24 protein-coding genes and 1 pseudogene are annotated in these 26,471 nt (G+C 58.7%); 11 read left to right on the top strand and 14 right to left on the bottom strand.

Annotation, left to right across the window (positions count from 1 at the left end):
* Position 1: 1 nt before the first annotated feature.
* Positions 2-2,590 carry a DNA gyrase subunit A gene (gyrA, locus tag NX84_RS01295; protein WP_039672954.1) on the bottom strand — a complete coding sequence of 863 codons (2,589 nt, stop codon included), beginning with the start codon at positions 2,588-2,590 and terminating at the stop codon, positions 2-4.
* A gap of 90 nt (positions 2,591-2,680) precedes the next feature.
* On the opposite strand from gyrA, the gene NX84_RS12440 reads away from it, so the two are divergent.
* The 3 genes from NX84_RS12440 to NX84_RS01285 all read left to right on the top strand — a co-directional run bounded on the left by NX84_RS12440 (position 2,681) and on the right by NX84_RS01285 (position 4,142).
* On the top strand, positions 2,681-2,899 hold the full coding sequence (locus NX84_RS12440) for a CopG family transcriptional regulator (RefSeq protein WP_082013874.1): 219 nt from the start codon (positions 2,681-2,683) through the stop codon (positions 2,897-2,899).
* A 348-nt stretch (positions 2,900-3,247) separates the two neighbouring features.
* A complete protein-coding gene (locus NX84_RS01290; protein WP_039672952.1) occupies positions 3,248-3,685 on the top strand; it encodes a hypothetical protein in 438 nt (145 codons plus the stop codon).
* A gap of 10 nt (positions 3,686-3,695) precedes the next feature.
* Complete coding sequence (locus tag NX84_RS01285; RefSeq protein WP_039672951.1) at positions 3,696-4,142, top strand: DUF6918 family protein; 447 nt, start codon at positions 3,696-3,698, stop codon at positions 4,140-4,142.
* A gap of 135 nt (positions 4,143-4,277) precedes the next feature.
* Here NX84_RS01285 and gyrB read toward each other — a convergent pair whose 3' ends face one another.
* From gyrB to dnaA, 5 genes are all read right to left on the bottom strand, one after another.
* A complete protein-coding gene (gene gyrB / locus NX84_RS01280) occupies positions 4,278-6,317 on the bottom strand; it encodes a DNA topoisomerase (ATP-hydrolyzing) subunit B (RefSeq protein ID WP_039672948.1) in 2,040 nt (679 codons plus the stop codon).
* A 139-nt stretch (positions 6,318-6,456) separates the two neighbouring features.
* Positions 6,457-7,008, bottom strand: coding sequence for a DciA family protein (locus NX84_RS01275; protein ID WP_039672946.1), 552 nt, complete (start codon positions 7,006-7,008; stop codon positions 6,457-6,459).
* Complete coding sequence (gene recF / locus NX84_RS01270; protein ID WP_039672943.1) at positions 7,001-8,200, bottom strand: DNA replication/repair protein RecF; 1,200 nt, start codon at positions 8,198-8,200, stop codon at positions 7,001-7,003. The genes NX84_RS01275 and recF overlap by 8 nt, the downstream gene beginning before the upstream one ends.
* Positions 8,201-8,205: 5 nt before the next feature.
* On the bottom strand, positions 8,206-9,387 hold the full coding sequence (dnaN, locus tag NX84_RS01265; protein ID WP_039672940.1) for a DNA polymerase III subunit beta: 1,182 nt from the start codon (positions 9,385-9,387) through the stop codon (positions 8,206-8,208).
* A gap of 571 nt (positions 9,388-9,958) precedes the next feature.
* Complete coding sequence (gene dnaA / locus NX84_RS01260) at positions 9,959-11,563, bottom strand: chromosomal replication initiator protein DnaA (protein WP_039672939.1); 1,605 nt, start codon at positions 11,561-11,563, stop codon at positions 9,959-9,961.
* A 780-nt stretch (positions 11,564-12,343) separates the two neighbouring features.
* On the opposite strand from dnaA, the gene rpmH reads away from it, so the two are divergent.
* From rpmH to NX84_RS01225, 8 genes are read left to right on the top strand one after another with little or no spacing between them, the layout of a single operon-like run.
* A complete protein-coding gene (gene rpmH, locus NX84_RS01255; RefSeq protein WP_003847033.1) occupies positions 12,344-12,487 on the top strand; it encodes a 50S ribosomal protein L34 in 144 nt (47 codons plus the stop codon).
* Between the two features lie 3 nt (positions 12,488-12,490).
* A complete protein-coding gene (gene rnpA, locus NX84_RS01250) occupies positions 12,491-12,859 on the top strand; it encodes a ribonuclease P protein component (protein WP_039672936.1) in 369 nt (122 codons plus the stop codon).
* Entirely contained in the window at positions 12,847-13,125 is a 279-nt protein-coding gene (yidD, locus tag NX84_RS12430) for a membrane protein insertion efficiency factor YidD (RefSeq protein WP_082013872.1), read from the top strand. The genes rnpA and yidD overlap by 13 nt, the downstream gene beginning before the upstream one ends.
* 9 nt (positions 13,126-13,134) lie before the next feature.
* A complete protein-coding gene (gene yidC / locus NX84_RS01245) occupies positions 13,135-14,121 on the top strand; it encodes a membrane protein insertase YidC (protein ID WP_039672934.1) in 987 nt (328 codons plus the stop codon).
* Positions 14,122-14,152: 31 nt separating this feature from the next.
* The gene (rsmG, locus tag NX84_RS01240) at positions 14,153-14,782 is read left to right on the top strand and encodes a 16S rRNA (guanine(527)-N(7))-methyltransferase RsmG (protein WP_052319605.1); all 630 of its coding nucleotides are present in this window, start codon (positions 14,153-14,155) and stop codon (positions 14,780-14,782) included.
* A 10-nt stretch (positions 14,783-14,792) separates the two neighbouring features.
* A complete protein-coding gene (locus NX84_RS01235; protein WP_039672929.1) occupies positions 14,793-15,641 on the top strand; it encodes a ParA family protein in 849 nt (282 codons plus the stop codon).
* 9 nt (positions 15,642-15,650) lie between these two features.
* On the top strand, positions 15,651-16,706 hold the full coding sequence (locus NX84_RS01230; RefSeq protein WP_039672927.1) for a ParB/RepB/Spo0J family partition protein: 1,056 nt from the start codon (positions 15,651-15,653) through the stop codon (positions 16,704-16,706).
* A 9-nt stretch (positions 16,707-16,715) separates the two neighbouring features.
* Positions 16,716-17,291, top strand: a complete 576-nt coding sequence (locus NX84_RS01225) for a hypothetical protein (RefSeq protein WP_039672925.1) — start codon at positions 16,716-16,718, stop codon at positions 17,289-17,291.
* A gap of 467 nt (positions 17,292-17,758) precedes the next feature.
* Here the strand turns inward: NX84_RS01225 and NX84_RS13095 are convergent, their stop codons facing one another.
* The 8 genes and pseudogenes from NX84_RS13095 to NX84_RS01185 form a co-directional block, all read right to left on the bottom strand.
* A complete protein-coding gene (locus NX84_RS13095; RefSeq protein ID WP_231913725.1) occupies positions 17,759-18,115 on the bottom strand; it encodes a hypothetical protein in 357 nt (118 codons plus the stop codon).
* A 644-nt stretch (positions 18,116-18,759) separates the two neighbouring features.
* A complete protein-coding gene (locus NX84_RS01215; RefSeq protein ID WP_039673272.1) occupies positions 18,760-19,944 on the bottom strand; it encodes an N-acetylmuramoyl-L-alanine amidase in 1,185 nt (394 codons plus the stop codon).
* Between the two features lie 66 nt (positions 19,945-20,010).
* Entirely contained in the window at positions 20,011-20,334 is a 324-nt protein-coding gene (trxA, locus tag NX84_RS01210) for a thioredoxin (protein WP_039672923.1), read from the bottom strand.
* A 7-nt stretch (positions 20,335-20,341) separates the two neighbouring features.
* Complete coding sequence (gene trxB, locus NX84_RS01205) at positions 20,342-21,268, bottom strand: thioredoxin-disulfide reductase (protein ID WP_039672921.1); 927 nt, start codon at positions 21,266-21,268, stop codon at positions 20,342-20,344.
* Positions 21,269-21,356: 88 nt separating this feature from the next.
* Positions 21,357-21,899: a sigma-70 family RNA polymerase sigma factor gene (locus tag NX84_RS01200; protein ID WP_039672919.1), complete on the bottom strand. Its 543-nt coding sequence runs from the start codon at positions 21,897-21,899 to the stop codon at positions 21,357-21,359.
* Positions 21,900-22,051: 152 nt separating this feature from the next.
* Complete coding sequence (gene pepN / locus NX84_RS01195) at positions 22,052-24,562, bottom strand: aminopeptidase N (protein ID WP_039672917.1); 2,511 nt, start codon at positions 24,560-24,562, stop codon at positions 22,052-22,054.
* 43 nt (positions 24,563-24,605) lie between these two features.
* Complete coding sequence (locus NX84_RS01190) at positions 24,606-25,511, bottom strand: ATP-binding protein (RefSeq protein WP_169744693.1); 906 nt, start codon at positions 25,509-25,511, stop codon at positions 24,606-24,608.
* Between the two features lie 420 nt (positions 25,512-25,931).
* Positions 25,932-26,444: pseudogene (locus NX84_RS01185) on the bottom strand (IS3 family transposase); the annotation flags it as partial.
* Positions 26,445-26,471: the final 27 nt, after the last annotated feature.

The following is a 26,471-nucleotide window of genomic DNA, read 5'->3' as shown; positions in this document are numbered from 1 at the left end:
CTTACTCCTCATCAGTCTTATCGTCAGCGGCCTTGTCCTTGTTTTCCTTGGAGTCTTCGCCCAACTTGAGGTGCTCGGGCTTGACGTCTTCGACAGACTTCTCACCCTTGGCTACTGCCTGGGCATCTTCCTCGCCGTCATCCTCAACGTTGCGGTCGATGGCAAGCAGTTCAACATCGTCAGCCAGGTTAACCAGACGAACACCCATCGTGGCACGGGAACTTGGGCGGATTTGGTTGACCTCGGTGCGGACTACACCGCCAGCAGAGGTGATGGCGAAGATTTCGTCATCCTCGTCCACAGCAATGGCAGAAATGAGCTTGCCACGCTTCGGGGTGTACTTGAAGGTCATGACACCCAGGCCGCCACGACCCTGCGGCGTGTATTCCTCAATCGCCGTGCGCTTTCCGTAGCCACCAGAGGTTGCCACGAGCAAGAACTGGCCGTCATTGACCACGGACATAGACAGCAGCTGATCATCGCCGCGGAATCGCATGCCCTTCACACCGGCGGTAGCGCGACCCATCGGACGCAGCTGGTCATCATCCGCGGTGAAGCGGATTGCCTGGCCTTGCTCAGAGGTGAGCAGGATATCGTCGCCTTCATTAACCAGCTGTGCGCCGATCAGCGCGTCACCCTCGTTAAGGTTGATGGCGATAAGTCCAGCGGAACGTGCGGACTCATAATCGGTAAGGCGAGACTTCTTCACGCGGCCCTGCTCGGTGGCTAGGACCAAGTAAGGAGCATCCTCGTAGGACTGAATCTGGATGACCTGGGCGATCTTCTCCTCAGGCTGGAACTCCAGCAAGTTGGCCACGTGCTGGCCGCGGGCGGTACGGCCTGCCTCCGGGAGTTCGTAGGCCTTGAGGCGGTAGACACGGCCAAAGTTGGTGAAGAACAGGATCCAGTCGTGCGTGGAGCAGACGAAGAAGTTCTTGACAATGTCATCCTGCTTGAGCTCTGCTCCACGAACGCCCTTACCACCGCGCTTCTGTGCCTTGTAGGCATCTACCTTGGTGCGCTTGGCGTAGCCGGTGGCGGTAATCGTCACGACAACGTTTTCACGCGCGATGAGGTCCTCATCAGTAACGTCACCAGAAGCGGCGACGATCTCGGTGCGGCGCTCATCGCCATACTTCTCCACGATTTCTTCAAGCTCATCGTGGACAATCTGACGCTGGCGCTCCTCACGGGCGAGGATGTCCTTGAGGTCTGCGATGATCTCCTCGATCTCCGCCAACTCATCAACAATCTTCTGGCGCTCCAAGGCAGCCAGGCGGCGCAGACGCATGGCCAGGATAGCATCGGCTTGGATCTCGTCGACGTCGAGAAGCTGCATCAAGCCCTCGCGTGCCTCCTCCACCGTGGGGGAACGGCGAATGAGCGCGATGACCTCATCGAGCATGTCGAGTGCCTTGACGAGACCGCGCAGGATGTGGGCGCGCTTTTCGGCCTCATCGAGGCGGTACTGAGTACGGCGAACGATGACCTCAATCTGGTGAGCCACGTAGTAGCTCAGCATCTGGTCCAGACGCAGCGTGCGCGGCACGCCATCGACGATGGAGAGCATGTTCGCGCCAAAGGAGGTCTGCAGCTGGGAGTGCTTATACAGGTTATTGAGCACCACGCGGGCGACAGCGTCTCGCTTGAGCGTGACCACAATGCGCATACCAACACGGTCAGAGGATTCATCCTCAATCTTGGCAATGCCCGCAATCTTGCCGTTGACCACGGACTCCGCAATGTTGGAGATCATGTTATCCGGGTTGACCTGGTAGGGCAGCTCGGTGATAACGATGGTCTGACGGTTGCCCACCTCCTCAATGGAGGTCACACCGCGCATGCGGATGGAGCCGCGGCCGGTGGTGTAGGCGTCCTTGATTCCTTGGTCACCAACAATTAGACCAGCGGTGGGGAAATCCGGGCCCTTGACATACTTCATGCACGCCTCAAGAGCCTCTTCATCACTGGCATTCGGATTATCCAGTAGCCAAAAGATGGCATCCGCCAGTTCGTTTAGGTTGTGGGGCGGGATATTGGTGGCCATACCAACGGCAATACCGCCGGAACCATTCATCAAAAGGTTCGGAACGCGGGACGGCAAAATGACCGGCTCTTCGGTCTTGCCATCGTAGTTGGGAGCGAAGTCCACGGTGTTCTCGCGGATATCACGAACCATCTCCATAGCCAGCGGAGTCATGCGGCACTCGGTGTAACGCATAGCTGCTGGGCCGTCATTACCGCGGGAGCCGAAGTTACCTTGGCCGTCTACCAGCGGGTAGCGCATGTTCCACGGCTGAGCCAAGCGCACGAGGGTGTCGTAAATGGCGGAGTCACCGTGGGGGTGGAACTGACCCATCGTGTCCGAGACTGGACGAGCAGACTTCACATAACCGCGATCCGGGCGGTAGCCGGAATCAAACATCGCGTACAGAATGCGGCGGTGCACTGGCTTCAGGCCATCGCGGACCTCAGGGAGAGCACGGCCGACAATGACGGACATGGCGTAGTCGATGTAGCTCGACTCCATCTCCTCATTGATGTCAATTGGATGAATACGATCAAAAAGATCGCCGTTGTTATCACTCATAACGCCTTATCGTACCGTCTGAGGCGCTGTGAAGTCCTTTCTGCCACGAGAGTGGTATCACTGTGGTATCACACTGCTAGGATGTGGGACATGGCAATGACACTCAGGCTCACCCCAGAGCAGGATCACGCGCTTACACTGTTGGCCTCAGCGCAGGGAACATCGAAACACGAGGCTGTGGTCCGCGCTGTTGTGGCCGCGGCTTCCCGAACGCTTTCTGATGCTGCCGTCCAAGACACCGCCCGTCGGCTTTTGCCTGGGCGTTCTGAGCTTGAAGCAGAGATTCGCCGGACTCGTGGTCTTTCATGAGTGTTGAGCATTTGGTTCTCATAGCTCGCGAGTTCTGCCGCATATATCGCGTACGAATTGTGTCCTTTGCGGCACTAGCCGCTGCGGCAGGTGCAAGTACTGCGTCAGTAGAGGGCATTCCCGTCCACGGAACACGTCAGGAATCTGCAGCCGCCCTCGAAAACGTGTTGCGCGCGGTCCCAGCACTGAACGCAAAGAATGAAGAATTCGCGCACTTTTGCGCGCAGGTCTATCTTTCTGTGACAGAAGTTATGTAAGTTAAACATGATAAAGATGCTTAAACCATCGCGCGTTTAAGTAGTGGGACGTTCGAAACCGTCCCGCTCTCCCTCTAGAAAGGAATTCCCTATGTCCATGAAGAAGCTTCTCGCTGCCGGAGTCGTGGCCACTACCCTTGCTACTGCTGTTGCCCCAACAGCGAGCGCTGAGACCACTAATGACGACTGGAAGAACAAAGTCAATCCTGACTTCCAGCAGGGCGAGGCTGGCTCCTCACTCACGGGCTCCACTCCCCTGGACATGACTTTTATCATCGGCGGCTCCATTGCCGGTGCTTTGGCCCTGCTCAAGCTAGTCGTCGACAACGTCCCAGCCCTGCGCGCTCAGGTTGATGAGTTTGCCGCACAGGTCGGTCTTGCTGGCTCTTCCGGTTCTTCTGAGGACAGCCGTCTGAACCAGGGTGGCCTCGACTTTGACCTCGAGCGTCTTGCCCGCACTAATGGTTTCCCGGAGATTGCTGACCAGCTCGCCGCGCTCAAGGCAGGCTCTAGCGTCCCAGCACAGTAAGCTCACCTATATGGCAAACCTCACCCAGCTTCTTCAGTCCCCTACCCGCAATGCCGTGGTGGCGGACTTGTCCACGGCCGCCGATGAAGCCGTTTCTTCTCTGTCCGGAATTTCTGGAATGGCCTTCAAAGGTGCATTAGCAGCCGCCAAGAAGGCAGATTCCAAAGTTGTATCCAAGGGAGTCAATCAGATGCTCCCAGAACTTTTGAACAGCCTCGATTCCTACTGGAAGGAATTCGAAGGTTCTGAGCAAACAGACTTCGGCACGTACCTTGACGGACGCAGTGCTGAAATTACTGATGCCATTATGGCTACTGCAGATAAGTCCGCTGAGGACATCAAAGCACCAGGTATTGCTCGTACCTACAAGTCACTACGCGGTAAGGCTTCTTCCATTTTGGAGCCGAACGTTCCAACCATCGGCCGTGTGCTGCAACGCCACATGGGTACCGTTTAAGAAGCGTCACCTCGGATTCATAGACACACAAAAAGACCAGCTCCTCGTTGTGAAGGCTGGTCTTTTCCTATACTGCCGGAAGGTAGGTGCAGCTCTTTCCTGCACGTTTAAACGGTCTTAGATGTGTAATACCGTTTAAACGTCGAGGAAGCGCACGTCCTTCGCGCGGCGGGTGATGAAGGAACGGCGGGCCGCAACGTCATCACCCATAAGGATGGAGAAGAGTTCATCAGCACGCTGGGCATCCTCAAGGTCCACACGGCGCAGAATGCGGGTGTTCGGATCCAAGGTGGTCTCCCACAGCTCGGAGGCATTCATCTCACCGAGACCCTTGTAGCGCTGGATACCGTCATCCTTGTTGATCTTGCGGTTCTCAGCCAGGCCCTCAGCTAGCAGCTTGTCGCGCTCAGCATCGGAGAACGCGTATCCCGGCTGGCCCTTAGCCCACTTCAACTTATACAACGGCGGGTTAGCCAAGTAGACGTGGCCATCCTCCACCAGCTGCGGCATGAAGCGGAAGAGCAGGGTCAACAGGAGCGTGGCGATGTGCTGGCCGTCCACGTCGGCATCGGCCATAAGCACAATCTTGTCATAACGCAGCTTGGAGATATCGAACTCTTCGTGGATACCAGTACCCAAAGCGGTGATGATGGCCTGGACTTCGGCGTTCTTGAGCACCTTATCCATGCGGGCCTTCTCTACGTTAAGAATCTTGCCTCGCAACGGAAGGATGGCCTGGAACATCGAGTCACGGCCGCCTTTAGCAGAACCGCCTGCGGAGTCACCCTCCACGATGTACAGCTCGGAGAGCTTGGAATCCTTGGAGCGGCAGTCCGCCAGCTTGCCCGGAAGGCCACCAAGATCACCGGCAGACTTGCGGCGAACGAGCTCACGGGCCTTACGGGCCGCCACACGAGCATGTGCGGAGGAAACAGCCTTGTTGATGATGACCTTGGCCTCAGCCGGGTTAGCATCGAACCAGTCATTGAGGTACTCGTTGACTGCGCGCTGGACAAAGCCCTTAATTTCAGAGTTGCCGAGCTTGGTCTTGGTCTGACCCTCGAACTGGGGATCGCCCACCTTGACGGAAATAACGGCAGCAAGACCTTCACGGCAGTCATCACCGGAAAGGTTGCCATCCTTTTCCTTGAGGAGCTTGTGCTCCTTGGCGTAGCGGTTCATCAGGGAGGTCAGCGCCGCGCGGAAACCTTCCTCGTGCGTACCACCTTCGTGGGTATTGATGGTGTTGGCGAAGGTGTGGACGGACTCCTTGTAGCCCTGGTTCCACTGCAGTGCGATTTCAACCTCGTGGTCCTCGCCCTTGACGTCGAAACCAACGATGGTGGGGTGAATGGCAGACTTGTTGCGGTTGAGGAACTCAACGTAGTCCTGCAGGCCGTTCGGGTAGTGGTAGATGACTTCCTTCTTTTTCTTGGAAGTCTTCTCCTCGTCATCTTCCCCAGTAGCGTCCTTCTCATCGAGGGAGCTCAGGCTGACCGCTGCGTCACCAGCTTCGGCGATTTCTTCAAGCTCTGCTTGTTCCTTCGAGATTGCACGTTCATCACGGAGAACAATGGTCAGGCCCTTGTTGAGGAAGGCCATTTCCTGCAGGCGGCGTGCAATGGTGTCGTAGTTAAATTCGACAGTTTCAAAAATCTCTGGGTCCGGCCAGAAGCGGACTGTGGTACCGGTACCACGGGCGTTCTCACCCTCAACGAGCTCATCCGGGATGGCGTTGGTGAAATTCTGGTACCAGTGCTTGCCATCACGCTTGATGTCCGCTTCGACGCGGGTAGACAACGCGTTCACCACGGAAATACCCACACCGTGGAGACCACCGGAGACAGCGTACGACTCAGAGTCAAACTTACCGCCCGCATGCAGCTGGGTCATGACGACCTGAACGGTAGGAACGCCAGAGGCGTGCATTTCTACTGGGATACCACGGCCGTTATCGATAACTTCAACGCCACCGTCCTCGAGGAGAGTGACGGTAACCTTGTCGGCGTAGCCCGCCATGGCCTCATCGACAGAGTTGTCAACAATCTCCCAGATCAGGTGGTGCAGACCACGGGCACCGGTGGAACCGATGTACATGCCGGGGCGCTTGCGGACGGCCTCGAGGCCTTCCAGAATCGTAATTGACCCCGCATCATATGCGTGTTGTTCAGCCACGGATTCGTGTTCTCCTTTTGGCTAGAGCTAAATCTAAGACTTTAGCCATTCTACACTGTGTCCCCCCCACGCAGGGACACTGCACGCCAGTGAGAAGCCCAAATTTGCGTGAATTTCGCGATCGTTCCAGATAGCCGGATCAGCCGTATGTGTCTTGTGAGCCTTGCGGCTTGACCCATTGGCGCCCCTCATAGTTGCGATGTTGCTTGGGGCCTTGGATGTGCAGCTTCACCACAACATCAGGACCGAGGCGATCGGCAATCTTCTGCAAGATGGGCCGCTGGAGGTAGCGCAGCTCCGTGGCCCAACTCGAAGAATCACAGGCTACGTAGACGACTTGTTCTTTGATGGTAAGCGGTTGTGTGTGGGCAGCAATGCGCTCGCCCACAAGGTTTTCCCAATTACCCATGACCCAGCCGTGGGCCAGTTCATGTTCCCAGCCGCGTTTGCCAATTTCACGCTGGATTTGTGCGCCCAGGCTCGGAATCTCCAGGCTGCGTCGCCGGCGACGGCCATCAGGCCCACTGGGACGTCCGCGACGATATGGCTTGGGCTGGTGCTCTGCAGGTGTGGAGGCCAGATTCATCTTGGGCGCGGGTTTATTCAGCTTCGGTGCATTCTTGGAATTACTTCGAGTGCGTTCAAACAGGGCCTTTACTGGATCAACTGGATCACAGTCCTGCTCAGTCATGCTGATCACCATCCTCACCATCGACGTCAGCAGCAGCGGCATAAGGTGCAATTTCAGAAATCCTGCCCTCGTCCGTGTCACGCACGGTGACGGTGAATCTCTCGATGGGCTGCAAGTTGCCAGGCAAATCCTCGTCTACAGCGGCGGTGATGAGTACCTGTTCGGCTTCGGCAGCAAGATGCACGAGCTTCTCACGACGCTTGGCATCAAGCTCTGCAAAGACATCATCGAGGATGAGGATCGGATCGGTGCCGTCTTGTCGCAGCAGATTGAATTCTGCGAGTCGCAGGGAAATGGCATAAGACCAGGTTTCACCATGGCTGGCGAAACCTTTCGCGGGGCTGCTGCCCAAGTTCAGAACGAGGTCATCGCGATGAGGGCCCACGAGCGAAATGCCGCGCTCGATTTCGCGCTGGCGCTTAGTTGCTAGCTCAGTGAGTATCATGGCCTCAATAACCTCACGGTCGGAGATATCCACCGTGGACTTGTACTCGATGCTGGCGGGGCGCGATTCCGGGGCCAGACCAGAGTAGGCGGCAGGGATGAGGTCCTGGAGATCGTCGACAAGCGCCAAGCGTGCCTGAATCACCTGCGCGCCGAGCGAGGCTAACTGTGTATCCCACACGTCGAGGGTGGCCAGCGCCGAGGCGCCGTCGCTGTCGTTGTAGCCGCGGCGCAGGCTCGCTGATGCCGACTTCAGCAACGCATTGCGTTGCTTTAAAACCTTGTCATAATCTGCCTTGACCCCGGCCAAGCGTGGGGTGCGCGAGGCAATGATGTCATCGAGGTACTGGCGGCGTGCTGCAGGTTCGCCACGTACAAGCGAGAGATCCTCCGGGGAGAACAAGACGGTTTTCACCACGCCGAGCAATTCGCGTGGGGATTTTAGACGTGTGCGGTTAATCTGCGCCTGGTTCGCCGCATGCGGTTTGATGAGCAGGTGCGCGGTGAGCTCGCGGCCCTGGTTAACAGCGGTGGCGGAGATGCGGGCGTTGTTCGCGCCTTGGCGCACGAGCGGGGCATCGTGGGATACGCGGTGCGAGGACAAGTGCGCGGTATAGCCGATGGCCTCGACGATATTGGTTTTGCCGAAGCCATTGCGGCCAACGAAAAGGGTAATCCCCGGTTTTAGCCCGAGGGTGAGCTCGGGCCAGGAGCGGAAGTCCCTGACATCGAGATCGCGGATGTACATACGGCCTAGCCTGGCAGGCGTACCGGCATCAGCAGGTAGGTGAAGTCCGTCTCCGGGGTAGGGAACGTGCCGTCTTCATTGGCCTCCGGCAGCTCCTCTGGCTCCGGAATCATGATGGCTGGGCGGGAAGGTTCGGTAAAGCCGAAGACAACGCGATCCGTGTGGACGACGCCTAGGCCGTCCTTGAGGTAGGACGGGTTGAAGGCGATTACGAAGCTATCGCGGCCGTTGAAAGCACAGGGAAGTGTCTCCGTCGCGCGGCCAGAATCAGCACCGGCGGCAAGGGTGACCTCGCCTTCGCTGAATTCCATGCGGATTTGGGCATTGCGGTCCGTCAGTAGGGAGACACGGCGAATTGCTTCCTGCAGCGGAGCTACCTCGATGCTGGCCATAGCCGTGTGACTCTTCGGCAGCAGCGGTGCCACGTTGGGGAAGTCTGCATCCAGCATGCGGGTGGTGGTCTCACGGTTATCTGCATGCAAACCAAATAGGCCCTCAGCTGCAATGTTCTCACCGGTACCCACAGCGATCTCCACCGGGATGTTGAGGTGAGTATCCAAGGAACGGCCGGTGTCCTGGAGAGTCTTGGCTGGAACGAGGAGCTTGGCCTCAACATTGTCTGCGACCGGCTCCCACTCGAAGGTGCGCATGGCTAGGCGGAATCGGTCGGTAGCGGTCATCTCTACGTGGGAGCCATTAATCGCAATATGCACGCCGGTGAGCATGGGAAGCGTGTCATCCTTACCCGCCGCGGCCACGACCTGGCTGATGGCTTCAACGAAAAGCTGCGGGTTAATGGTGCCGGTGACCTCCGGGAGGACCGGCAGCTGCGGGTAATCATCAAGGGGGATGAGCGGCAGCTCGAAGCGCGAGGAACCACAGGTGAGCAAAACCTTGGAATCTTCCTGCGTCATCTCCACTTCCTTGTTGGGCAAGGACGCAACGATGTCAGAAAGCAGCTTGCCGGCTACAGCGATGCGGCCCGGCTCATCCACCATGCCGGCAATGCGCACGCGCGTGGAGACCTCGTAGTCAAAGCCGGTGAATTCCAAACCATTGTCATCCGCGGTGATCAGCATGGCGCGCAGTACCGGCTGCGTGACCTTTGACGGCAGACTGCGCGCGACCCATGCGACGGCGTTGGCGAGGTCATCTTTGGCAACGCGAAATGACACGGACTGGTCCATGGTGGTGAGACGCTCCTCTAGTTGCGGATGGATAAATTCCTGATGGACAAATTCTTGGAAGCTCACTCCAACTTACAGGATCAGCGAGACACCACAGGAGTTTTGTCATTCACCATCTCTGCTCCTCGTTGGAGACCGGTGGCCAGGCGGGCATCGACGAATCACACACATCCTTTTTCTTCTTAGTTAGGGAGAAAACAAAATAGGAGTAGTAATAAGCGTTGTGGGATCTGTGGAGAACCCTACAAAAGCCAAGCTTGCTCCGGCGAATCGATCTGTGGGCCAGGATGTGGGATCCCTGTGATCAAATGACACAAAATGTGAGTAACTCCGTCGGGGTCAGAGTTATCCACAATCCATCCCCAGATCTATCGCTGCTGATCACAGGGTTGCTCACAAGAGAGAAACTGGTTCTGATCTGCTGTGGAATCCGAAGATGTGACGAGGATCTACAAATTACAACAGTGAAATTACACAGGTGTGGATAACGCTGTGGATAACGAAAATTGCCCCTCCCAAGGCCGTCACCCTGGAGTGGTGAGGTGGGAGGGGCGTCGGAAAGCGCGCGTCGTTAGCGGTGATTCTTCACGCGTTGGGTTAGCGCCTGGATTTCGTCGTACGTGTTTCTGTTCTCCGTCATCTCTTTGCGGATCTTCCGGTCCGCATAGATGACGGTGGTGTGGTCCTTGCCGCCGAATTGATCACCAATCTTGGGCAAGGAAAGCTCTGTGAGCTCGCGGCACAGATACATTGCCAGCTGACGGGCGTGGGCCACAGCGCGCTTCTTGCCAGAACCGCGCAGGGTCTCAACGTCAATGTTGAAGTACTCCGCGGTGACCTCCATGATGGCGGCCGCGGTAATTTGGCGGTCGGCCGAGTCCGGTGCCAGATCGTGCAGTGCAATCTCCGCCATTTCCATGCTGATCGGTTCGTTGACCAGGGAGGAGTAGGCAGACACGCGGATAAGTGCGCCTTCCAACTCACGGATAGAAGATTCAAAACGCGAGGCAATGAGCTCCAGGACTGAGCGGTCGACGTCGGTGCCGTCCGCAGCGGCCTTCTTCATGAGAATGGCAATGCGCGTTTCCAAGTCTGGCGGCTGGATATCCGTGATGAGACCGCCTTCAAAGCGGGTACGTAGGCGGTCTTCCAGGGTCGTCAGCTGTTTCGGCGGACGGTCAGAGGACAAAATGATCTGCTTGTTCGCCTGGTGAAGCGCGTTAAAGGTGTGGAAGAACTCCTCCTGCGTGGATTCCTTGCCCTCAAGGAACTGAATGTCATCCACCATGAGGATGTCCAAGTTGCGGTAGCGGCGCTTGAAGGATTCTTGGCGGTCATCACGCAGCGAATTGATGTAGTCATTGGTGAACTCTTCCGAGGACACATACTTCACGCGCAACCCTGGGTGCAGTACCTGGGCATAGTTGCCGGCGGCGTGGAGCAGGTGTGTCTTACCCAGACCGGAACCGCCCCAAATAAATAGTGGGTTATATGCGCGGGCGGGGTTCTCCGCTACGGCTACGGCCGCGCCGTTGGCAAAACGGTTGGAGGAACCGATGACGAAGTTTTCAAACGTGTGCTTCGGGTTGAGGGACTTCTCGTGATTCGGATTGTGCGCGGGTTCCTCACGGGGGATTCGCGCGCCGGCTGCCTCTGGGTAGCTGGTTGGTGCAGTGGTCTGCTGTTCGCTGTAGTGCTGAGCTAGCTCGTCCAGGCTGGCCGGTGAGTAGGTGGAATCCCACCTCGTGGCCTGCTGTTGCGGCTGGACCGGCTGAGACTGGTGGTCCATGCCGTACTGGGGTGCCTCAGTTTGGATGGGGCGCTGGGGCGTGGGGTCTGGTTCAACTTCAGCAGGGGCAGACGCTGCTGGTTGCTCGGGCGCTGCCTGCTGAGCGGTAATTGTCACGGCCAGAGAACACGGGCGGCCCATGTGCTGGGACAAGGTACGTGAGATGTGCTCCCCTAGCTCGGCCTCAATGACATTCTTGGCGTTTTCGTGTGGGGCGGCGATGAGGGCGTATCCGTCGCCGATCATGATGGGTTCGACGAGCTGCAAGTTGAGCCGCTGGCTGTGGGTAAAGTTCGGCACGCTTGAATTCGGTTGCTCAGACTGTGCTAGCAGATCAGTGACCACTGCTTTCCAGCTGGCCCTGAGGGCCGCTTGCGGATCAGACAAGACGCCTACCTTCTATGTAGTTCGAGTTCACACTGCCAGTGGTGAGAGGCCACGGTGCAGGTACTCGACCCACGTACTTGATCACTGTGCGGGTAGCGCAGTGATTCTTGTAATTATCGGGGGACGGACGGATGGACTGTTGAGAGAGTAAAAGAAATTCCACGGGTTTCCACCGAAGATTCCACACGATGTTTTAGTGCGTCACCTCGGTTTCCACAAAGTTATCCACAGGTGTGAATTGGTGGTTTATCCACAGCCTAGCGCATGGCTGTGGATAACTTCCCATCGGTACCTTAATGGCTTTGACCTGCATATACGGCAAAAGTCTCAAGGTTCAGTTGAGAGTTATCCACACCTTGTGGGTAGCTGTGGAATTTGATTCCTTAGTTCTACCGCGTTGTTTCAAAGCTGTCTAACGCACTTTTTATGCATGCAGTAGGTCTGGTTGATTCGAACCCTGTGAGGGTGCCATGTGTCGGGGGTTGACCCGCAGCATGAGGGCCAAAAGTGGGGCTCTAGCTGGGCATAAAAACATCGATGTCATTTCGGGTACACCCAGTGTGTCGATTTGTTCTACGCCCCATCTGTCACGTAACCTGTGATGGTCTATCGCAGCAGTGCATAACGCACATGTTGCATGTGGGACTGCCTCGCCCCGCCGCATGGCGCTATCCGGGCGAAGCCTCATCCCCGCGAACACCATTCATCAGTGGATGCTCAGGCCCAGCCGCGCCGTGCGGCGAGTTTGAGCTATCTGCGTACAACTTCAAGGAGTTAATCGTGGCAAAGGGTAAGCGTACCTTCCAGCCGAACAACCGTCGTCGTGCCCGTAAGCACGGCTTCCGCACCCGCATGAGCACCCGCGCTGGCCGCGCCATCGTCGCAGCTCGTCGCAAGAAGGGTCGCGCTAAGCTCACCGCTTAATTCATGCTTCCAGCCCAGCACAAGCTCACGTCCCCGAGACAATTTCGGCGGACCATGAAGGGCGGACGCCGGGCGGGCACGCGCACCGTTGTCGTGCATATGCACATCAACACCGGTGAGGACGCCATCGCGGCTACTGGCCCGCGATTTGGCCTCATCGTATCGAAGGCCGTCGGGAATGCCGTGGTTCGCCACCGCACCTCCCGGCGGCTTCGCCATGTGTGCATGGCGGTGATGAAGGACGGTGCGCATGGCACTCCTCTTCCGCCGAATGTTGACATTGTCATTCGAGCCCTGCCCGCCAGCGCCGAGGCAACCAGTGAGCGCCTCGCCCGCGATATCCGCAAAGCCCTAGCAAAATGGGATATCTGAACTCCCAGGGAGAAGAGATTCCCCCAGCCCGCGGTTTCGGGCGAGTCCTAGTTCACGGGGTGCGCTTCTACCAAAAGCATGTCTCACCCCTTAAGATGGTTTCGACCTGTCGTTTTGAACCGACATGCAGTGCCTATGCCCTTGAAGCCATCTCCGTGCACGGAGCGCTCAAGGGAGTAGGCATGGCCGTCGCCAGGCTCTGCAAGTGTGGGCCCTGGCATCCGGGCGGGTTTGATCCGGTACCGACCAAACAACAGCGAAGGTAAACAACACTCGTGCTTAATTTCATCTATTGGCCAATCTCAGCCGTTCTGTGGTTCTGGCATTGGCTTCTGAGCTTCGTCCTCGACTCCGGTTGGGGCGGAACGTGGATCATCGCCATCGTCCTCCTGACGTGGACGCTGAAAGCGCTCATGGTCAAGCCGACCATCACCCAGCTTCGCTCCTCCCGCAAGATGCAAGAGATCCAGCCGCAGGTGCAGGAGATCCGCGCCAAGTACGCCAATGACCAGACCAAGGCCGCGCAGGAAATGCAGCGGATCTACAAGGAGTCTGGCGTGCGTCCGGTGGCGGGCTGCCTGCCTATGTTCGCCCAGATTCCGATGTTCATCGGCCTGTTCCACGTGCTGCGCTCCTTCGACCGCACCGTGGCTGTCGCGGGCGGCTTTGGCCACCCGGCAGGTGAGGCGATGTCGGAGGAGATGAACGGCTCCATCGCCAACTACATCTTCAAGCCGGAGCTGGTCCAGCAGTTCGTGGACGCCAAGATCTTCGGCGTGCCGCTCGTGGCTAACCTGCGCCTCAACTCCGGCCTGGAGATTGTCAAGCAAACCACGGTGCAGCAGGCCGCGATGATTATCGTGCCGCTCATCGCCATCATTGCCGTGCTGACGCACTTCAACGCCCGCATGTCGCTGAACCGCCAGGAGGCCCGCCGCGCCGCCGGCAAGACCTCGGCACCGCAGGGTCAGAACGCGGAAATGATGCAGCAGCAGATGGCCGTTATGAACAAGATGATGCTGTGGTTCATGCCGGCCATGCTGGTCTTCTCCGGCTTCATCTGGCCCATCGGCCTGCTGTTCTACATGTTGGCCAACACCGTGTGGACCTTCTTCCAGACGCGCATCGTCTACGCCAAGATGGACCGCGAGGAGGAAGAGGAGGCGGCCGCCAAGGCCGAGCTCAAGCGCACCTCCGCCCCGAAGCCGGGCGCGCGCAAGAAGGATAACCGCTCCAAGAAGCAACGCCGCAACAACAACTAAACAACTCAAACACGACCCAGGAGTTATCACAGTGCCTGAACATCAGCCTGCAACTGTGCCACTGGACCCGTCGGAGGTCTTCGGATCGCGTCTGCCGCTCGCGCAGAAGTACCACGATTCGCTGGCCACGGACGGGTCCACTCGTGGTTTTATTGGCCCCCGTGAGGTCCCGCGCTTGTGGGAGCGCCATCTCATCAACTGTGCTGTGGTCGCCGAAGTCATGCCGCAAGGCGCCACGCTTATCGACGTCGGCAGTGGCGCCGGCCTGCCCGGCATCCCCCTCGCTATCGCGCGTCCGGATCTGACCATCACCCTCATCGAACCGCTGTTGAAGCGCTCGACCTACCTCAACGAGGTCGTCGACCTTCTGGGCCTCGACAACGTCACCGTCATCCGAGGCCGTGCTGAAGAAGGCCCTGTAAAGAAGGCCGTCAAGGGTGCCGACATCGTGACCTCCCGGGCCGTAGCTCCATTGGGCAAGCTGGCCAAGTGGTCCCTGCCGCTGGTGCGCAAGGGCGGCGAAATGATTGCTCTCAAGGGCTCCTCGGTGCACGAGGAACTGGAGCGTGACGCCGCGGATATTAAGCGTGCCGGTGGCGGAAAAGCCGAGGTCATGACCATTCACGGCACCACGATTATCCGTGTCCCTCGCGTGAACTAAAGTAGACGGCATGACTCATCCTCGTCTTATCACCATTGCGAACCAGAAAGGTGGCGTGGGTAAAACCACCTCCGCCGTGAACCTTGCCGCCGCGCTCGCTGAGGCCGGCAAGAAGGTCCTGGTGATTGACCTGGACCCGCAGGGCAACGCCTCTACCGCCGTGGGTGCAGAACACACCTCCGGTACCGAGTCCAGCTACGAGGTCCTCTTGGGAGACTGCACGGCGGATGACGCCATGCAGCACTCCCCCGACAATGAGAATCTGTACTGCATCCCTGCCACCATTGATCTGGCTGGCGCGGAGATCGAAATGGTGTCCCTCGTGCGCCGCGAATTCCGCCTCTACGATGCCCTCCACAACGGCTTCCTGGAGGAGCATGGCTTCGAGTACGTCTTCATTGACTGCCCGCCTTCTTTGGGCCTGCTCACCATTAACGCGATGTCGTGTGCTGAAGAGGTCATTATCCCCATCCAGTGCGAGTACTACGCCCTAGAGGGCGTGGGCCAGCTATTGGGCAATATCTCCATGATTCGGGAGCATCTCAACGAGGATCTCCACATTTCTGGCGTCCTGCTCACCATGTTTGATGCCCGCACTAAGTTGGCCCAGCAGGTGGCGGATGAGGTCCGCGAACAGTTCGGTGCCGTGGTTCTGGGCAACGTTATCCCCCGTTCCGTGCGCGTTTCAGAGGCGCCGGGCTATGGTAAGACAGTTATCGCTTATGACCCGTCGTCGACAGGCGCCCGCGCGTATGCCGCCGCTGCACGCGAGCTGGACAAGCGCGGTGATTACACGCCGCACCCCACCACAGGTGCTATTGGCGTGAGCCCGGAGATTTTCGCGGAACTGGAAGGATAGGAGCAACGGATGGCAAACAAGAAGGCAGAGCAGAAGCCGGAACAGCGTCAGGGTGGTCTGGGTAAGGGCTTGGCTGCGCTTATTCCGTCCGGCCCGGGTACTCCATCCCGCAAACCACACTTGGGTGATTCCGCCGCGGACATCATTCTTGGTGCCTCCGCCGGCACACCAAAGGACGCCGGCACGAAGAAGGTGCAGGGCGCTCCGACCATCCAGCAGTCTTCCGGCTCAAAGAAGCGCCAGGCTAAGCCTTCTGTCATTGGTGCGACTTACCGCGAGATTTCCATCGGTGATATCCTCCCCAACCCGAAGCAGCCGCGTACCGTCTTCGACGAGGACGAACTGGCAGAACTGGTGCACTCCATCAAGGAATTCGGCCTCCTGCAGCCAGTCGTAGTCCGCCCCTCCGAGGAAGGCGGCTTCGAGCTCATCATGGGTGAGCGCCGCTGGCGCGCTTCCTCCAAGGCAGGTCTGGCCACCATCCCGGCTATCGTCCGCGACACCAAGGACGATGACCTCCTGCGTGACGCCCTGCTGGAGAACATCCACCGTGTGCAGCTCAACCCGCTGGAAGAGGCCCACGCCTACCAGCAGCTGTTGGAAGAATTCGACGTGACCCAGAACGAGCTTGCTGATCGCATCGGCCGCTCCCGCCCCCAGGTCACCAACATGATCCGCCTGCTCAAGCTTCCGGTCAACGTACAAAAACGCGTCGCTGCTGGAACCCTGTCCGGTGGTCATGCCCGCGCGCTGCTGGGCCTGCCGGATGCAGAAGCCATGGAGCTCATTGCGAACCGCATCGTGGCCGAAGGCCTGTCAGTGCGCGCCACAGAGGAAGCCGTCACCCTGTACAAACGTGAAGGGAAACCGGCCGAGCCTACGAAGAAGCAGGCCGCCCCGCAGCCGCAGTTCTTCACTGACTCCGCCGAGCGCCTTGCCGATCGCTTCGACACCAAGGTCACCGTCACCATGGGTAAGCGCAAGGGCAAGATGGTCGTCGAATTTGGTGACCAAGAAGACTTTGAGCGTATCTTGGCTCTCATTGAGGGAAACGAAAGCAGCTAGCTCCCAATCATGCTTATTGAGGCCGTCAAGGAAGGTGTTGCCATCAACCCCTTGGCGGCCCGATCCATTTTCTGGGAAATGAAGACCACGGTCGCTGATCCCGCCTTTGAGAAGGAAGCGTGGCTGAGCGCTACCTTGCTGAGCTACGGTGAGTGCGGTTTTACCGTGGGCGATGAGGCTACCGTCTTCTTTTGCCCACCGGAGCTTGCCCCCGGTGCGGCTAAGCTGCCCACCTCCCCGGTTTCTGAGGACGCCGTGTTGGTGTCTTCTTTGTTTGTGAAATCGGAGCGCGCGGCGAAGGGCTTGGAAGCCGTGCTTCTCGACGCCACAATAATGCACCTCACCTCCCGCGATGCCTCCGCGCTAGAAGCATTCGGCTACCGCGATGCTCGCCAAGCCGAGGACTTGTTGCGCGACAAACCCGGTCGCATTGGCCTGCTTCCAGTGGAAACCCTGGAGTCAGCTGGATTCATGGTGGTGCGTGATCACCCCATCACGCCTCGCCTGCGCCTGGAACTTCCCCCTGCCTTCGACCTGCTCACTGCCGCCGCGGTGGAGGACCTCCTCGCCCGCGCCCTGGCGTAGGGCCTAGGCTTCAAAAACCTATTCAATGAACAGGCCCGGAAGTTCATTCTCACTGTTGCACGATGTTATTAAACCCCTTATGGTTATAACTACGCACACCACACCCGCTCTCGGATTTAACCGTGATGGTGTGGTTTTCTTTCGGGGTTGTATTTGGGGGATTATGATGCCTAGGAACGAAACTCGGGGCACTTCACTGCTGTATCTCGGCGGGGCATGTCGGTGTCAACGTCTAGGGGTATTGAGCAGAGTGATATTTAGCCCGCTGCGTTCGGCTTGGTCGATGTGTATTTGGTCAGGAAACCAGGATGAGGCCGCCGATCCAGCTAAGGAAACGGAAGGGGCCTATCGGTGCCAAATGGTGCCAAATGGTGCTACCCTAGTGTTATTGCCACCTGTTACGACAGGATCGGAAGAAGACCCTGGGACCCCAGCCGGACGACTGGACCCAGGGTCTTCGCCTGCCTCTAGAGGGAATCCGGGTTGGGACGTTTGAGGACCACTTTCTCGTGCAGCTTCTCCCAGTACTGCTCTTCCCCTAGATGGACGGAGTTCAGTGCTCCCAGAACGGCATCTGGAATCCAGAGCAGGGGATCATCGCCACCGCGTACGTGTCGCAGTCGGATGCCAGCACTTTGTCCCTGGCCCTGCAGGGCAACTATATGGGCGATGTCTCGCCTGTTTTGTGCTTCTTGCCGGCTTTCCAAAGTGACGTTGTGGACGTGCATCTCGGAGAGCTCGAAGTACATCTGCTCCAAGCATTTCCTGCGGTGCCTCTCCGTCTTCTTGCTCACTTCACTCCGGTGGGTGATGATCGCTTGCATGGAGTCGATCTCAGAAAGGGTGTCCACGATTTTTCGGCGTCGGCTATTACGTTCGTCGGTCCAGTGAAGTTTGACCTGGCCAGGAAGTCGTAGTGGACGCAGCTCCTCGCGTATTTTTCCAAGTCTTGAGTGTCGATGATGGCTGCACACACCATGTACTCCTGCCGGTCTGGGGGTCTAAGGGCGGAGGACTCATCGATGTAGGCGACTAGCTGTGATTCCACCCTGAAATTGTAGCCTAGCCTTCAAAGACAACTTCCATATGGCGGGATGCAAGCCACGATCGCTGTGGTCAGAAAACAGCCACCAGGGAACTAGACAGCCGTTGTCTGTGTATAAGGAGAAGAAGGTGCCAAAGACCGTGCCAGTGAATCCAGCGCAAATTTCAATAAAATCTATCCCACACTTGCTCTGATCGCATATGTTTTGTTGTCCATCGGAGATGGAGAAAGCTGGCGCCGCAAGTTGACACTGCTGATGGCGGACTTTCCAACCATCGAAGGCATAAGTCCTGAGAAAGATATGGGGTTCCCCGCTGAGTGGGGCGAGTTAGATATTTGGAATGGCGGAGAGCCAGAACAGTAGAGACCTATATTGTGCAGGAATTCTTGTTTTTGTGGAGCCACGTACCGTTGCCCCACTTCTCAAGAAGATCGCTCTGCGCGCAGGAGTTCGTCGAAGCGGTACGTGCCGGTCACGGCGGTGTCGTCATCGAGGAGATACAGGCGCTTGACGGCAACGACGATGGCCTCGGCGATGTCATCGCGGCAATCCGGGTTGGTGAGGATAGCCACGTCCTTGGGGCTGGTGAGGTATCCCAGCACCACCTGTACGACCGGCATTTGGGTCAGGCGCAGCAGTGCCCACGTGCGACCGTGGTTGCGGCAATTTCCCAACTCAGTGCGTGCAACGATCTCACGCTGGATGAAACCGGAGAGCGTCTCGCCAATGAGGGAGGAGTTGCCAGACTCCGAGCCGAAGTAGAAGGTGGCCACGCCGTTGGCTTTCTCCGTGGGGTACTCATCGCACGCGAGGGAAATGACAAAGTCGGCGTCGAAGGCGTTAGCTAGGCCAGCGCGGTCGCGTACGGAGGGATCATCAGTACGCGGGCGGGAAATGATGGTCTCCATGCCGGCGGCAATCATGCGGCCGGCGACGCGCTCAGCGAGATCCCAGAGGATCTCCTCCTCCGTGATGTCGCCATAACGGCCTTTGACCGTGCGGCCGGTGTTGAAGCCGCCGAGGCTCGGGTCGATGACCACGCGCTTGCCAGCCAGTTTCGGGCCGGCGTTGCGCACGCGCTCACGCTCCTGGATATTGTGTGCTGAACCACCGGTGATGCGGCGGCCCAAAAGGCTTAGCGCATTAATGGTGGCTGGGCCACAGATGCCGTCATTACGCAGGCCACAGTTGAGCTGGTATTCCGCTAAGGCGGCGTAGGTAGCCGGCCCAAAATGGCCATCAATGCGTTCCTGGTAGAAGCCGAGCTCCTGCAGCTGTTCTTGAAGTTGGGCGACGTCATCGCCCACCTGCTGGTTGCTCGGCTCGTAGGCCAGAACGCGGGCGCCCAAGGAATATGAGGCTTGGCGCAGCTCGCGCAGTGTCAGCTCATCGATGTCACCGCTGGGCACAATACCGCGCGACTGTTGGAAGGCCTTGAGGACTTGGGAGAGGTCTGCGTCGAAGTGCTTATCGGTTTCGGAGTACTTCTGCTTCTTCCAGTCAGACAACGTCCCCTGGTAGTCCGACATAAGACCGAGGCGGGCAAGGGTTGCGCGTGCTTCGGCGACCCGAACACTCTGGTCACCAACCCGTAGAACGCGGTTCACACCTACCCCTTTCGTGATCACGGTGGGCGCACCTTGGTGCGCCGTCAACGAGTTAAAGAATACCAGTTAGAGCTGTTTCTTCACTTGTGCCACGATGTCAGCCTTGGAACGCAGGCCAACGAACTCATCCACCTTCTCGCCGTTGTTGAAGATCAGCACGGAGGGGATGGACATGATCTGGAACATGGCGCCCAGGGTGCGTTCTTCGTCCACGTTGACCTTGACCACGGAGACGTCATCGCTCAACTCTTCGGCGACTTCTTCGAGGATTGGGGACAGCTTCTTGCACGGCCCACACCATTCGGCCCAGAAATCGACGACGACGGGTTTGCCTGCCTCCACGACGTCCGCGCGGAAGGAATCAGTAGTGACGTTCTTAATGTTGCTCATGTGATTACTAACGGTTATCGGCGAGGAAATGTTCCGCATCGATGGCCGCGCGGCAGCCGGAGCCCGCGGCGGTGATGGCCTGCTGGTAGTGGTCATCCACGAGGTCACCACAGGCGAAGACACCCGGCAGCGAGGTCTTGGTGGAAGGCTGCTCCACCACAACGTAGCCAGCCTCGTTGGTCTCTACCTGGCCTTCCAGGAAGCCCGAGCGCGGCTCGTGGCCAATGGCCACGAACATGGCGGTGACATCGAGCTCGCTGGTCTCACCAGTCAGTACATTCTTAACCTCAAGGCCACCGACCTTGCCGTCCTTCTCCAGGACGCGCTCTACTGTGGTGTTGGTCAGCCACTTAATCTGCTCGTTGTCCTTGGCGCGCTCCAGCATGATCTTGGAGGCGCGGAAGTTCTCCGAGCGGTGAATAATAGTGACGGTTTCGGCGAACTTGGTGAGGAAGGTGGCCTCCTCCATAGCGGAATCGCCACCGCCGACGACGGCAATGTTGTGGCCCTTGAAGAAGAAACCATCGCAAGTTGCACATGCGGATACGCCGCGGCCAGCCAGCTCGGATTCGCCCGGAATGCCCAGGTAGCGCGGAGCGGCACCGGTAGCGAGGATAACTGAGCGGGCCTCAAAAACCTCGTCGCCGACGTGCAACTTCTTCACGCCACCCTCGAGCTCGACGGAGTCCACAACTTCCATGCGCAGGTCTGCACCGAAGCGGATAGCCTGGGCGCGCATTTCCTCCATGAGCTCTGGGCCCATGATGCCCTTCTGGAAGCCCGGATAGTTCTCCACCTCGGTGGTGTTCATGAGCTCGCCGCCGTATTCAAAACCTTCGAAAACGATGGGGTTGAGCTCAGCACGCGCAGCGTAGAGGGCTGCGGTGTAGCCGGCGGGGCCGGAGCCGACGATGGCAACATCGTGGATAGTCACTAAAAACTCCCTTGAGACGACAATTCCTGTAGAGAATCTGATCATGTCCGCGCATAAGGGGCGGAGGACACTGAGATTGTACTCGGGCCTAGTCTATCGCCGCACGCAGCACTTGCCGAGCCCGGGCTCGGCGCGACTTCACCGTGCCGGGAGCCACGCCTTGGACCTTGGCCACCGTATCGATGGGATAGCCGGCGACATCAGTCAGGTATAGCGCTTCGCGCTGGTCCTCGCGCAAGGTCTGCATGGCTTGGGCGACCGTGATGCGTTCCGCTAGGTGCTCGCTGGGATTGTGCGCGAGCGCGTAATTGCGGTCATCGTCAATAATTTCTGCATCTAGCGAGGCATTTTCCCGGTTGGAGCGGTGGTTGAGGAAGTCATAGCCGGAGTTCATCACCAGGCGGTGCAGCCACGTGCTTAGCGCGGCATCGTGCCGGTAGGACTTCATATTGCAGCTGGCCTTGAGCAGCGCCTCCTGCACGATGTCCTGCGCATCATCATCGTTGCGGGTATAGCGCCGCGCCATGGCGGTCAGGCGCGCGCGGTGCTTCTCGACGATTGCCGAAAAGGCCTTGGTATCTCCGCCAATGAAGGCGTCGACGAGTTCACGATCGGTCGGCTGTGTTGACACGAAGAATCCCCCCGGAAACTTGAGCAATGACAATTGGGTCAACACAGTCCCCAGCCGAAGCTGGTGGTTTGTGATTGTCCCCCCGTTAATGTGTCTGCGAGTTTACGGGAAAATTCTTCTGTCCGCTACGCGAAGCGTCTAATGTGCCGTGCTTATTGCGCGGCACGCACGCGCGCCGCGCGGCGCAGAGCGTCCTGGCATTCTAGCAGCACGCGGCGTAGCGCACGGGGGCGCTCGGTGGCCAAGAAATCGCTCGTGGCGGAGTCGGCAAGCTTAACGTCCGGGTAGAGCCCGCGCACGAGGCGGTTGGCAATCTCGATGGGGTGCTCCTCCCAGAGCTTCGCTAGGGAATCGAAGTACTCCTGGGCAAAGGCCTCGGTGAGGTGGGCTGAGCGCGGCGCGTTGAAGGCAGCGAGGAGGGAATCCACCTCGGCGTTAGAGTACTTACCCGGCGTGCGCACGAGGTCGAAAACCTCCCGCTTGACCTCCGCTGACGGGAAGGCGTGGGAGGCGCCCAGGAAGGCGGCGGCACCGGTGAGCGTGTTATCGCGCTCCTTTTCAGCTTCCAGCTCTTCGGTGCTGACGGCGTCGCGGGCGGCCAGGGCGCGGAGGATGGCCCAGCGAATGTCCGGGTCGAGGGCGAGGCCGTCGAGGGATCCGTCGAGAAGCGCGCGCAGGCGCTGCGTACCGGACTCCGCCGGGGTGGCGGCCAGCGCCTGGATGGCGGCGCGGGCGAAAGTGAGCTGCGCGTCGGAGCTTGCCGAGGCGGCCTGCAGCACCTCCCAGAGGCGCTCGGCGTAGTCGGCACGGATCTCCTCGCGGGCCTCTTCGCCCACGAAGTGGTCGATGGCATAGCCGGCATTGGCAAAGGCCGTGGTCAGAAGCGTCGGGTTCGACTCCGCCGGAGCGTGGTTGAGCACGGTGTCCAGGTAGGAGTGCACCGGCCACTCGCCATCGCGGGTGAGGTTCCACAAGGAAGTCCAGATGACCGCGCGGGAGAGCTCATCGGGCACCTCGGAAAGCCGGGTGCGGATGGTGTCCAGGGAGGTTTCGTCGAAGCGCACCTTGGCGTAGGTGTGGTCGCCGTCGTTAAGCAGTAGCAACGCTGGTGCCTGAAGCCCCGATACCTCGTCGAGGATGGTGCGCTCGCCTTCCAGGTCCACGTCGAGGGTGGCGTACTTGTTCAGGGAGTCGTCGAAGAGCGCCACGTTGAGGCGGTGCGGGCGCGTGGTGTCCTCGGCGTCGACCGCGATGGCGAGCTCGTGAATCTTATCGCCGTCCGTGTGCAGCTCCGGGGTGAGCGTATCCGGGCCCCACGTGCGCAGCCACGCGGTAGACCAAGCGTCGAGGTCACGGTCGGTGTGCTGCTTCAGCGCTGTGAGCAGGTCATCAAAGGTGGCTGCGCCAAAAGCGTGCTCCTGGAAGTAGTCGCGCGCGCCGGCATAGAAGTTTTCGCGGCCCACGTAGTGCACCAGCTGTTTGAGCACCGCCGCACCTTTGGCATAAGTAATGCCGTCGAAGTTCTGGCGCGCGGCATCCACGTCCGGGATCTCGGCCTTGATGGGATGCGTGGTGGGCAGCTGATCCTGCAGGTAGGCCCAGTTCTTGCGCTGGCCGGCGAAGTTGACCCACGCCTCGGTGTATTCGGTGGCGTGCACGGAGGAATCCGCGCCCATGAACTCCGCGAAGGACTCCTTGAGCCACAGGTCATCCCACCACTGCGGGGTGACCAGGTCCCCGAACCACATGTGGGACATCTCATGCAGGATGGTGTTCGTGCGCCCGGCATGCTGCGCGCGGGTAGCGGCGGAACGGAAGAGGTAATGCTCCGTAAAGGTCACGAGGCCAGGATTCTCCATGGCACCCAGGTTGTATTCCGGCACGAAGATCGAATCGTACTTTCCCCACGGGTACGGGTAGCCATAGTTGCTGTGGAAGAAGTCCATGCCCTGGGCGGTCACCTGCAGGATTTCATCATCCAGGTACTCAGCCATGGAGGCGCGGGCAAAGGCGCGCAGCTCCACTTCCAAGGATCCATCGGGTGCGGTCCAGGTGCTGTGCTTCTCGACGTACGGCCCCGCCGCAAACGCCGTCAGATACGTCGACAGCAGAGGGGTCGGCGCGAAGTGCGCTACTTCCCCGCTATCCGTCTTCTCGCGGCCAACCTCCGGCTGGTTGCTGAGGAGCTGCCAGCCTTCCGGACCGGTGAGGTGTACCTCGTAGCTGGCCTTGAGATCCGGCTGGTCAAAGCAGGGAAAAATGCGGCGTGCATCAGATGGCTCGAGGTGCGAGTAGAGGTAGGTTGTGCCATCGGCCTGGTCGTGCATGCGGTGCAGGCCTTGGCCGGTGCGTGAGTAATAGGAGGAGCCGGTGATCTCTACGGTGAGCTCCTTCCCTACTGGAAGATCCCGCAGGTAGACCCGTCCGCCGTCGAAGGTGTTCTCCACCTCTTCGCCGTTAACGCGCACTGAGTGGACGGCCTTGCCCAGGTAATCCACGAAGGTCTCGGATTCGGTCGTGCTCAACGTAATCCGCGAGGTGACCTCGTAAGAATCGGCGTCGGTGGGCGCATTCGTGACGTCGAGGTGCAGCTCGTAGGTGCTCAAACGCAGCGCGGCGCTGCGGGCGGTGGCTTCTGCATGGGTGAGGTTTGCGGTAGTCATGCGCTACATCTTAAACTCCGCTGCGGTGCGTATCACAGGGCGGTCAGGAAAGAACCCACCGCGTGTTGGGCCCGCGCTGTGGGCCATCAGGATCGATGCGCGCTTGCCCTATAGTCCGCAGGTGGCGCAGTATTCCCGTGACAATTGCCCGGTCTACTCCCAGTTCTTCGGCGACTTCGCGCGTGGTCAGTGCAGCTCCTTCTTTGAGTTGAGCCAGGATCCAATCCTGAACGGAGGTCGCTGCAATGTGTCCTTCTATGTGAAGCCCCATCAGCGATCGGGCCTTGGTGGTAAGTATCCACTCTCGCGCTTCTCGTAATTGCTCTACGAAACCGAGGCTTTCATACCACCGAAGGGTGTCCGCAGCCTGATCTTCGCTGACTTGCATGAGTTGGGCAGCAGTGTGGCACAGCAGGATCTGGTTGTCCATAAGGTGACGGGCAATGATGAGGCCATTGACGCTGTCGAAAGGCTCAGCGCCGAAAGCACCTTTGAGTTCGGTCAAGGCCTTAACAAACGCGGTGTCAACGCGCCCAGAGGACAAAATAACTTCGACGAAGGATTCCTCGGCGCGAAGCTCCGGAATATGGCGGCCACTCGACAGCATGGATGCCCACATGCGGTCGAATCCGCGGGAGGATTCCTCTGCTAACCCCAGCATCCTTAACGCCGTCATAAGGCGGGGATTTCGGGGAATTGATTGTGTTGTGAGAACTCGATTGCGTTGTACACCTGTGGGAAGACCACCGGGAGACCATACAGAGAAGGCTATGGGAGATTGATCGATGACTACCGCAGCCGACGCGTCCCAGTCACGATGGGCTAAGGCATTGGAGACAAGCTCGTCGACAGCGGTGTCTGGGAAAGCCTTGATCGATACTTCTTGACCCGTGGCAAGGGCGATGCGCTCCACTTCTTGCTGGGCATTGACTCGAATTAGCTCTTTCAACCGCAAGTATGTGGTGATGAGGGGTGCAGAGATTTCCGTTGTTCTCGGCTCACCGCCAGGTACAAGACGGAGGAGGTGTCGAACTGTAACCTGCTGGGATACCGGAGGCATGAAGAGGATTTCGGCCGCGTATGTGGGCTTTTGTGAGCCATCCAGCAACCCTAGTTCCCCTAAGAGTTCGCGGGCTGTTGCGGGAACAGGTTCTTGGGAACCGGACATTGCCCTCGCTTGGGCTAGGAGGTGTCGGGCCTGATCGACGGCCGTCATATCGAGTTCCTCAAGTCCTCGCCGGGAGGGGTGAGAGGTGTAATCCGGGTTGGCGCGTTCAAAAAAGAGTGCGCGGCGTTGATGCTCGGTGAGTGGTACGCAGCGAGTGCCAACTGGGCCTGACCCCCGGAAAGTAGACACGTCGGGGGTTAGCTATGCTGCTTGGGTCAGTGTAGCTGATGTGAGTGCTTCGAAGTCATTGGGGGCTAGAAGGTTGCACCAGGAGTGCCGTCTGCGGGTGTTGTAGCGCATGCACCATCGGAAGACTTCTTGGCGGCAGACGATGGGATTGTCAAAGACTTTCCGATCACGCAGGACTTCACGCTTTAAGGTGGCGTTGAATGATTCCGCCAGGGCATTATCGGCACTCGTTCCCACTGCTCCCATGGATTGGCGCACGCCAAGCTGGGCGCAGTGGTCTTGAAAAGCCTGTGAGGTGTACACGCTGCCGTGATCAGAATGGAAAATTGCCCCTTTAAGGCTTCCGCGAACCTTGCTGGCATGAGACAAAGCCTCAATTACCAGAGATACACGCATGTGATCTGCGAGTGCATGTCCGACGAGTTTGCGCGAGTAGACGTCGACGACCGTGGCCAGGTACATGTTCTTGCCGCCCTTACACGGCAGGTAGGTGATATCGCCTACATAGACGTGGTTCGGCCTGTCGTGGTAGATTACCTTTCTTCCCAACCC

The organism is Corynebacterium minutissimum, from assembly GCF_000805675.1.
Classification (GTDB): Bacteria; Actinomycetota; Actinomycetes; order Mycobacteriales; family Mycobacteriaceae; genus Corynebacterium; species Corynebacterium minutissimum.
This window is presented reverse-complemented; position numbering and strand designations above follow the sequence as displayed.

Coding starts and splice junctions, on each gene's coding strand:
- gyrA (WP_039672954.1), bottom strand. CDS start 2,590: ATGAGTGATAACAACGGCGATCTTTTTGATCGTATTCATCCAATTGAC.
- NX84_RS12440 (WP_082013874.1), top strand. CDS start 2,681: ATGGCAATGACACTCAGGCTCACCCCAGAGCAGGATCACGCGCTTACA.
- NX84_RS01290 (WP_039672952.1), top strand. CDS start 3,248: ATGTCCATGAAGAAGCTTCTCGCTGCCGGAGTCGTGGCCACTACCCTT.
- NX84_RS01285 (WP_039672951.1), top strand. CDS start 3,696: ATGGCAAACCTCACCCAGCTTCTTCAGTCCCCTACCCGCAATGCCGTG.
- NX84_RS01275 (WP_039672946.1), bottom strand. CDS start 7,008: ATGACTGAGCAGGACTGTGATCCAGTTGATCCAGTAAAGGCCCTGTTT.
- recF (WP_039672943.1), bottom strand. CDS start 8,200: ATGTACATCCGCGATCTCGATGTCAGGGACTTCCGCTCCTGGCCCGAG.
- dnaN (WP_039672940.1), bottom strand. CDS start 9,387: ATGGACCAGTCCGTGTCATTTCGCGTTGCCAAAGATGACCTCGCCAAC.
- rnpA (WP_039672936.1), top strand. CDS start 12,491: ATGCTTCCAGCCCAGCACAAGCTCACGTCCCCGAGACAATTTCGGCGG.
- yidD (WP_082013872.1), top strand. CDS start 12,847: ATGGGATATCTGAACTCCCAGGGAGAAGAGATTCCCCCAGCCCGCGGT.
- NX84_RS01235 (WP_039672929.1), top strand. CDS start 14,793: ATGACTCATCCTCGTCTTATCACCATTGCGAACCAGAAAGGTGGCGTG.
- NX84_RS01230 (WP_039672927.1), top strand. CDS start 15,651: ATGGCAAACAAGAAGGCAGAGCAGAAGCCGGAACAGCGTCAGGGTGGT.
- NX84_RS01225 (WP_039672925.1), top strand. CDS start 16,716: ATGCTTATTGAGGCCGTCAAGGAAGGTGTTGCCATCAACCCCTTGGCG.
- NX84_RS13095 (WP_231913725.1), bottom strand. CDS start 18,115: ATGCAAGCGATCATCACCCACCGGAGTGAAGTGAGCAAGAAGACGGAG.
- trxA (WP_039672923.1), bottom strand. CDS start 20,334: ATGAGCAACATTAAGAACGTCACTACTGATTCCTTCCGCGCGGACGTC.
- pepN (WP_039672917.1), bottom strand. CDS start 24,562: ATGACTACCGCAAACCTCACCCATGCAGAAGCCACCGCCCGCAGCGCC.